Below are 6,821 nucleotides of genomic sequence, written 5' to 3'. Positions count from 1 at the left end.
GCCGAGCGCATCTTCGAACGCTTCGTCCGACTCGACGACGCCCGCTCCCGCGACCACGGCGGCACCGGCCTGGGCCTCGCCATCGCCCGCGACCTGGCCCACCGCCACCAAGGCACCCTCACCCTCACCCCCCGGACCCTCGGAGCCTGCTTCCAACTACGCCTCCCCCAAGCCCCCACCCCAGCCGAGGAATAGCGCGCTTCACCCAGGCAGCACTGGCCACTCGATGAGACACCGGTGGTCGGTCAAGCACATACGACACGGGCGCCGCCAATTGCATCGGATGCGAACTGGCGACAGCTGCTGTGTCGGCACCAGCGAGGGCGGACAACACCTCGCTGAACAGGGATGTCCGGGCCGTTGCGTCGCGCGACGGTAGTGGCTGGCGAGACCTGAAAGGGCGGTTTGACGTGCTGCCCGTTTCGCGCTTGCAGTTGGGGCTGTCGGGCTGGTGGTGGCTTCTCTGGGTGGCTATGGCCGTGGCTGGGTGAACAACCCCTGCTCGGGCTCGGTCAGGATCCCGCGTTCGGCCAGCCGCTTGAGCTTCAGCCTGACGTTGTTGACGTTATTGGGCGCGATCTCCAGGTCCATCGCCTCGCAGACCGCTCGTGCCCGCAGCGGGGCGTCGGCCGCGGCGAACACCGCCATGATCTGCCGGTAGGCCGGATGGTCCGGCAGCTTCGCGGCCGGCGGCGTCGGCGGGGACGGATCGGGCAGCGCCAGCAGGGTCTTGCGGGTGATGCGAACCTCCTCGGCGGCCCGGTCGAACTCCTCCAATTGCGCGGTGAGTTCTGCGATGTGTCTCCGCGTGGCCTCGGCCTGCGCGGCGTTCTCGCGTTCTTGCTCCTCCAGGTGCGCCAGCACCGCTCCCAAAGTCAGCTCGCTGCCGCTCATGCGCCGCGCCAGGTGGGGTGGCGGTCGAGGTGAGCATCCGGGCCATCCGGTCGCTTATGGCCCAGTACACCCTCGACTCGGCGGGGGCGGGCCGGTGCTCGTAGTCCCGTACCAGCCTGCGGTGCAGCATCATGATCCCGTTCACCTGCTCCACCACCCACCTCTTGGGCTGCGGGACGAACCCGCTGGCTGCCGGGTTGCGCTCGACGACTTCGACGTCGATGCCCACCTTCTGCCCGTGGTCGACGACGGCGGTCTTGAACCCCTGGTCCACTAGGGCCTTGTGCACCGTGTCGGTGTCGGCGGCGACCTTGTCCAGCAAGGCGATGCCGGCGGCGTTGTCATGCGCGGAGCGGCCAGCACCACCACCGCGATCACCAGACCGAGGACAACAACTGCCAGGCCGCGTTTGCGGCCTGGGACCTTATTTGCCGCATCCCTTCCGGTGGTGTCGGCGGGCAACCCGGCGGCCGCGTGCAGGCTCTGGGTGTCGAGCACCACCAGGCTCGGGTGGGACTTACGCCCCCGGCTCTCGCGGACCTGCCAGCACAGAAGGCCGTGGATGGTCTGGTCGGTGCCATCGTCGCGCCACCTGTAGAAGTAGTACTTCACCGCTCCGGCCAGGGGGCAGGTCGTGGGGGAGGTAGTCCCACTGGCAGCCGGTACGGGACTGGTAGAGCAGGGCGTTGACGATCTCCCGCATCTCGTAGGCGCCCTGGTGGCCGCTGGCGGAGGGATGCTGCGCCTTCCAGGACTCGCCGATCAGCCTCGATACGCCTGTGCCACACATTCCAGCGACAACAAAGGCGGCATCACGTCACATACCACGCTCTCAGTCACCGTGGCCACAGACGGGACCGGCTGAGTGGCTGCATCCTCGAACGCGAACTCCGCCCCGCGCTTGGGCTCAATGGGCAGGTCCGCGAGCAGGAAAGCCAGGCGGGTCACGTCATAGCCGGCATCGACAACGACCAGGACGGGTGGGTCGCCGATCCGCCATTGGCCTGCCACATACAACCGCTGGAAAACTTCCCGCACTTGGGGCGGCGGTGACGGTGATGATGTCGTCCCACGGACACAGCCGGACCACGTCCAGCACGGCGGTCCACGACGTCCGACCCTGCTCCAGGGCAGCGACGAAAGAGTAGGGCCACCCGGGAATCATCTGGGCCGAGCCCCTGCCCCGACCGTATGTGTGACAGAACAGCCGGTCCGGGCTGGTATTCGCATCCGGCCGCAGCCAGTTACTCACATCCACCGCCAGGACCAACCGCCCCTCAGGCGTCCGGGGAAGCGGCAGCCCCGCCAGCGCCCTGCGCAACCGAGACACATCCAGATGCCCGCGGTTCAGCCCGCCGTACAACGCGCCATGCCCACGCCGATGCTCAGGCGCCAGGGCCAGCTCGACCAACGTCTTCACCGGGCCGTCCGAGCACAGCAAGGCGTCACTCAGCTCGAACAAGGCGTCAGGCCGCTGGGTCAGGCAGGCATAGAACTCCGACCAGAAGCATGACAGTTCGGCAAACGCATCCCGCGGGACATCCCACTGCAGCAGACTCATCGCTACGGCCTTCGTACTGGTCAAGTGCCTCTGTGACGGAGCACAGGATCAGGCGAAGGCCGCTCTCACGTCAGACCCTCAGACGAAGACGTCAGCAAGTTCGAGGCCATGTTCGACCACGGACGATAAACGTCAAGCTTAGTCGCGTTGTTCACAGAGCATCGTCGAATACGGCTCGGGCGTATCGCCCGGGCGAGATGCCCATGACGCGCCTGAACGCAGTGTTGAACGCATGTTCGGATTCGTATCCGAGTGATCCCGCTATCCGTGCCAGCGTATCGCGACCGTGGATGAGCTTTTCTCCGGCGAGCATCATCCGCCAGCGCGTGAGGTAGGCGATGGGTGTCTCCCCGGTCCGTTGGCGAAAGTGCTCGGCGAAGGTCGATCGTGACATGCCTGCCCGTATGGCCAGATCCCGCACCGTCCATGGAAACGCCGGATCCGCATGTATCGCTCCGAGCGCCGCGCTCAGTCGGGGATCGGCGAGGGCGGCGAACCACCCGATGTCGCTCTCCGAGCTCTTCGACAGGTACAGGCGGAGCGCTTGGACCAGCATCATGTGCGCGAGCTGTTGCGCCACCAGCCACGACCCCGGTCGGGCCTCACGCAGTTCCTCCATCATGAGCTCGATAGACCATCTCAGCCTGGCTCGATCGCCTGAGGTTTCGACCCGCATAAGGGGCGGCAGGGTCCGCAGGAGCACCTCGGCGTGGGGGCTGTTCACTTCGAAGCGGCTGCCCACCATGAAGACATCGCCGCCGCCGTTGTAGGTGACGATTTCGCCGCTGCGGTTGGGGTCGAGTACTTCGCTGGCCCGTTTCGGCTCGACGCCCAGGTCGCTACCGATGGTTACGAGTCGGCCGCTGGGCAGGACGAAGCAGTCGCCCGGTTGGAGCCTTACCGGCGCGTCGACGCCGTCCATCGCCAGCCAGCAGGTGCCTTTGGTAATGGCATAGCACTTGATGCGGCCGGCCAGGTCGTCGAGCCTGAGCGCCCATTCCCCGCCGGCGTTGAAGCCGCCGGTGATGTAGCTGTGCGGCTTCAGCAGGGAGAGAACCTCGGACAGGGGGTCCACCCACGCTCCTCGGACGATCGCGAACAAAACAAGGAGTTTTAAGCATAGCTCGTACGACTCTTGCTGCATACATTTCGACGTGACGGTTCTCCCCGAGGAGACCGAGACCCTTCCTTCTTTGGAGTGCAACAGCATGAAAGCAGCGGTCGTGACCTCGTTCGGCGTCCCGCCGTCATTCCAGGATTTCCGTGAGCCGACAGCCGCCGAGGGCGAAGCCGTAGTAACCGTGCACGCGGCGCCACTCAGTCCGATCGTGAAGAAACTGGCTGCCGGCACGCACTATGCGAGCGGCACGTCGGCCGGATTCGTGCCGGGTGTCGACGGCGTGGGCATCGACGAGACGGGCCGCCGCGTCTACTTCCTGTTCCCGAAGGCTCCCTTCGGATCCATGGCGGAGAAGTCACTCGTCGCACGCAACATGATGGCGCTGGTACCCGACAGTCTGTCCGACGAGCGCGCGGCGACGGTCGCTGGGGCAGGGCTCGCGTCGTGGATCGCGTTCTCCCGGCGAGCCAGGCTCCAGAACGGTGAAACAGTGCTGATCGTCGGTGCGACCGGCGCCGCAGGTGGCATGGCGCTGCAGACCGCCCGGCATTTCGGCGCGGGCAAGGTCATCGCCGTCGGTCGCAATGCCGCGAAACTCGAGCGCCTGGGCGCCGATGTGGCCATCGCCCTGAATGATGACGCGGACAAGGCGCTGCGGGAACAGTTCGACCAAGGCGTCGACGTCGTCCTCGACTTCGTCTGGGGCGAACCCGCCGTCCGTGTCCTGAGAGCCGCGACCGAGGACCGCGGCTCCCGAGGCGGCGAGCCGCGCCTGCGCTACATACAAGTCGGCAATGACGCGGGAGCTGAGATCCCGATCCGCGGCGACATGCTACGCAGCACGGGTCTGGAACTCATGGGAAGCGGCATCGGCAGCGTGTCCGTCGAAGAACTCCTGGCCGGTGCCGGCGAACTGCTCGCCGCTACTCCCACTGCCGGATTCGACGCACCGTTCACCACCATGCCGCTGCGCTCGGTAACCGATGCCTGGAACGCTGACCCGGCCGTTCGCTACATCCTCACGCCGGCGTCGTAAAGCGAGGCTGCTCGCACCAGTACGCCAAGCGCTGCATGCGGGCGACGGCCTGGACGGCGTGTTGGAGGCCGTCGCCACGCTGCCGGCAGTCGCCCAGGATCTATAGTCCTTCATCCGGCCGATCACGTGCTCCACACGGGCGCGGACCCTGCAGTGCTCCGTGTTGTGTGCGGGACACCGAGACCGGTGTTGATGTAGGCACCGTCACCGAGCGCGGTTACCTCTTGGCAGTGCTCAGCCAGGGCGGAGTCCCGCCAGGCTTTCGCCTGCGCAGTGGTGCCGGGCACGGGCCGGGCCGCTGCTACCACGAGACGGGTGTCCGCATCCACGATGAACTGCACGTTCGCCGAGAATCGGCAGCTGTGTGAGGAGGCGCCCATGTTCCGGTCGCGGATGGGGACGAGCGTGCCGTTCAGGTTCCATAACCGCTTGCCCGGCTCCTGTGGGGCCCTGACCGGCTCAGGTGCGAGAAGCAGCCCAAGCCTTTGGATCCCCCGGCACACAGTCGTCGGCGAGATGCCGACAGCGGAGCGAGCTGCCGCAGTGTGGGCGCGTTTTATAAGTCAGGTCAGACCGCGGACAAGGAGGCTCATGGTGTACCGGCAGCAGTCCCACAGACACGCTACCGGGCCGGAGAGTCGGCAGCGTCGTTGCGCTGCTGGGTGGCCTCCAGCGTCGGCGTGTTGGCGCTGAACCAACTCAGTAGCCCAGACAGTTGCTGCGCCAGACTCTGCCCGAGTGGCCCAGTCTGCAGGTGATCTGCAGCGGGACAGTCGGCTCCACCAGTCGTTCGACCAGCCCGTAACGCGCCACCGACCTGAGGTACTGCGACAGTATCTTCTGGCTGATGCCGCCGATGTGCTGCTGAAGGCCGGAATGGCGCATCGGCCCAGGACCCAGCCCAGCGATGATCAACGCGGCCTACCGGCCGGTCACCTGGGCCGTCACCGGCGCGCCGGGCAGTCCTTGTCGAAAGAGCCTGCCGGAAGCCGGGCGAAAACATCCTTGAGCTGCTCACTCACCGCCATGTTCTCAGCTCACAAGAAAGTACGTGCTTACGGATACCGGCACGCCGACCGCCGACCCACCGGGTCGATGGTCAATCCAGCTGAATGGATTCCAATTGTTCACAACTCGCGTATCCCCGGCCTTCCTGGGCTGGGACCTCGGAGGCGTCATTGTGCGCCGAGTCGACGAAATCGACATGTCACCGGCAACCAGTCAATGGCTGCTGCCCGACGCCACACCGGAACACTTGCACCACCCCTGGCTGCAACCCGACTTCACCGACGGCACAGCCTTTGCGATGCACGTACACATCTTCGCCATCGAGGCGCACGGCAAACGTATTCTCATCGACACCGGCATCGGCAACGACAAGCCCCGGCAGATCCCCGACGCCGACAACCTGCAGACCCCGCTGCTGCACACGCTGACTGCCTCGGGCTTCGCCCCGGACACCGTCGACCTGGTGATCACCACGCACATGCACGTCGACCACGTCGGCTGGAATACTCACCTGGTCGACAGCCACTGGACACCGACCTTCCCCAACGCCCGCTACCTCACCGACCGCAGGGAATGGGACTTCTGGACCGCCGCCGCCCAAAGCGACCAGGACGTCGCCCAGGTGCACCGCGACTCCCTGCGGCCCATCCGTGACAACGGCCTGTACGACCTGCTCGACCTCCCCGCCTCAGGCCTTGAAGTCGCCGACGGCGTCCGCCTGGTACCGACACGCGGCCACACCCCAGGCCACCTGTCGGTGAAGCTGACCGGCACCGGCCGCAACGCGCTGATCAGCGGCGACAGCCTGCACCATCCCGTCCAACTGGCGTACCCCGACATGGGCAGCGTCGGCGACGTCGACCCCGCCGAGGCACGAACCACCCGCCACCGCCTGCTCACCGAGCTGGCCAGTACCGATGGCCTGCTGCTGGGCACCCACTTCGCACATCCCACCAGCGGCCACGTCCGGCAGCGGGACAACCGATTCGAGCTGCTGGCCGATTCCCCTGCCCTTCTCTCACCCGCCTCGCTCTAAGGATCCGCGGGCCGACAACAGCGCCCTAGGTGTGCTGTTCGAGCACGTTGATGATGGCACCGTGGTCTTGCATGGGTGAGGGCCTTCTGGATTCGGTGGGGATTGCGACATCTACCACCGACCCCACACCGGAATCAGCGGCCAAACACCTGCCAGTCGCGTCACT

At 66.2% G+C, this 6,821-nt stretch carries 6 protein-coding genes and 3 pseudogenes; 3 read left to right on the top strand and 6 right to left on the bottom strand.

Annotation, left to right across the window (positions count from 1 at the left end):
- On the top strand, positions 1–195 hold a 195-nt coding region (locus tag AB0I98_RS22835), incomplete at its 5' end, for an ATP-binding protein (RefSeq protein WP_362944499.1).
- Positions 196–471: 276 nt separating this feature from the next.
- Here AB0I98_RS22835 and AB0I98_RS22830 read toward each other — a convergent pair.
- The 4 genes and pseudogenes from AB0I98_RS22830 to AB0I98_RS22815 all read right to left on the bottom strand — a co-directional run bounded on the left by AB0I98_RS22830 (position 472) and on the right by AB0I98_RS22815 (position 3,530).
- Positions 472–894, bottom strand: coding sequence for a hypothetical protein (locus AB0I98_RS22830; protein WP_362944497.1), 423 nt, complete (start codon positions 892–894; stop codon positions 472–474).
- A pseudogene (locus AB0I98_RS22825) lies at positions 891–1,648 on the bottom strand (IS5 family transposase); the annotation flags it as partial. The pseudogene AB0I98_RS22825 and the gene AB0I98_RS22830, both read right to left, overlap by 4 nt.
- Positions 1,649–1,800: 152 nt before the next feature.
- Positions 1,801–2,455, bottom strand: a pseudogene (locus AB0I98_RS22820) (transposase); the annotation flags it as partial.
- 151 nt (positions 2,456–2,606) lie between these two features.
- Positions 2,607–3,530 carry an AraC family transcriptional regulator gene (locus tag AB0I98_RS22815; protein WP_362944495.1) on the bottom strand — a complete coding sequence of 308 codons (924 nt, stop codon included), beginning with the start codon at positions 3,528–3,530 and terminating at the stop codon, positions 2,607–2,609.
- Between the two features lie 79 nt (positions 3,531–3,609).
- Between AB0I98_RS22815 and AB0I98_RS22810 the strand changes: the two genes are divergently transcribed.
- Positions 3,610–4,611, top strand: a complete 1,002-nt coding sequence (locus AB0I98_RS22810) for a zinc-binding alcohol dehydrogenase family protein (RefSeq protein ID WP_362944493.1) — start codon at positions 3,610–3,612, stop codon at positions 4,609–4,611.
- Here AB0I98_RS22810 and AB0I98_RS22805 read toward each other — a convergent pair.
- A pseudogene (locus tag AB0I98_RS22805) lies at positions 4,595–5,132 on the bottom strand (transposase family protein); the annotation flags it as partial. The gene AB0I98_RS22810 and the pseudogene AB0I98_RS22805 overlap by 17 nt on opposite strands.
- Positions 5,133–5,310: 178 nt before the next feature.
- A complete protein-coding gene (locus AB0I98_RS22800) occupies positions 5,311–5,496 on the bottom strand; it encodes a winged helix-turn-helix transcriptional regulator (RefSeq protein ID WP_362944491.1) in 186 nt (61 codons plus the stop codon).
- A gap of 319 nt (positions 5,497–5,815) precedes the next feature.
- Here AB0I98_RS22800 and AB0I98_RS22795 point away from each other — a divergent pair, with 319 nt between their 5' ends.
- Complete coding sequence (locus AB0I98_RS22795) at positions 5,816–6,655, top strand: MBL fold metallo-hydrolase (RefSeq protein ID WP_362944489.1); 840 nt, start codon at positions 5,816–5,818, stop codon at positions 6,653–6,655.
- Positions 6,656–6,821: the final 166 nt, after the last annotated feature.

The sequence above is a fragment of the Streptomyces sp. NPDC050211 genome (assembly GCF_040656035.1).
GTDB lineage: Bacteria > Actinomycetota > Actinomycetes > Streptomycetales > Streptomycetaceae > Streptomyces.
Note: the sequence above shows the minus strand (reverse complement) of the source record. Positions and strands in the feature narration are given on the sequence as shown.

What these genes read in the sequence shown, in the direction of transcription:
- AB0I98_RS22795 (WP_362944489.1), top strand. Translation starts at nt 5,816, where the DNA reads ATGTCACCGGCAACCAGTCAATGGCTGCTGCCCGACGCCACACCGGAA.
- AB0I98_RS22830 (WP_362944497.1), bottom strand. Translation starts at nt 894, where the DNA reads ATGAGCGGCAGCGAGCTGACTTTGGGAGCGGTGCTGGCGCACCTGGAG.
- AB0I98_RS22800 (WP_362944491.1), bottom strand. Translation starts at nt 5,496, where the DNA reads ATGCGCCATTCCGGCCTTCAGCAGCACATCGGCGGCATCAGCCAGAAG.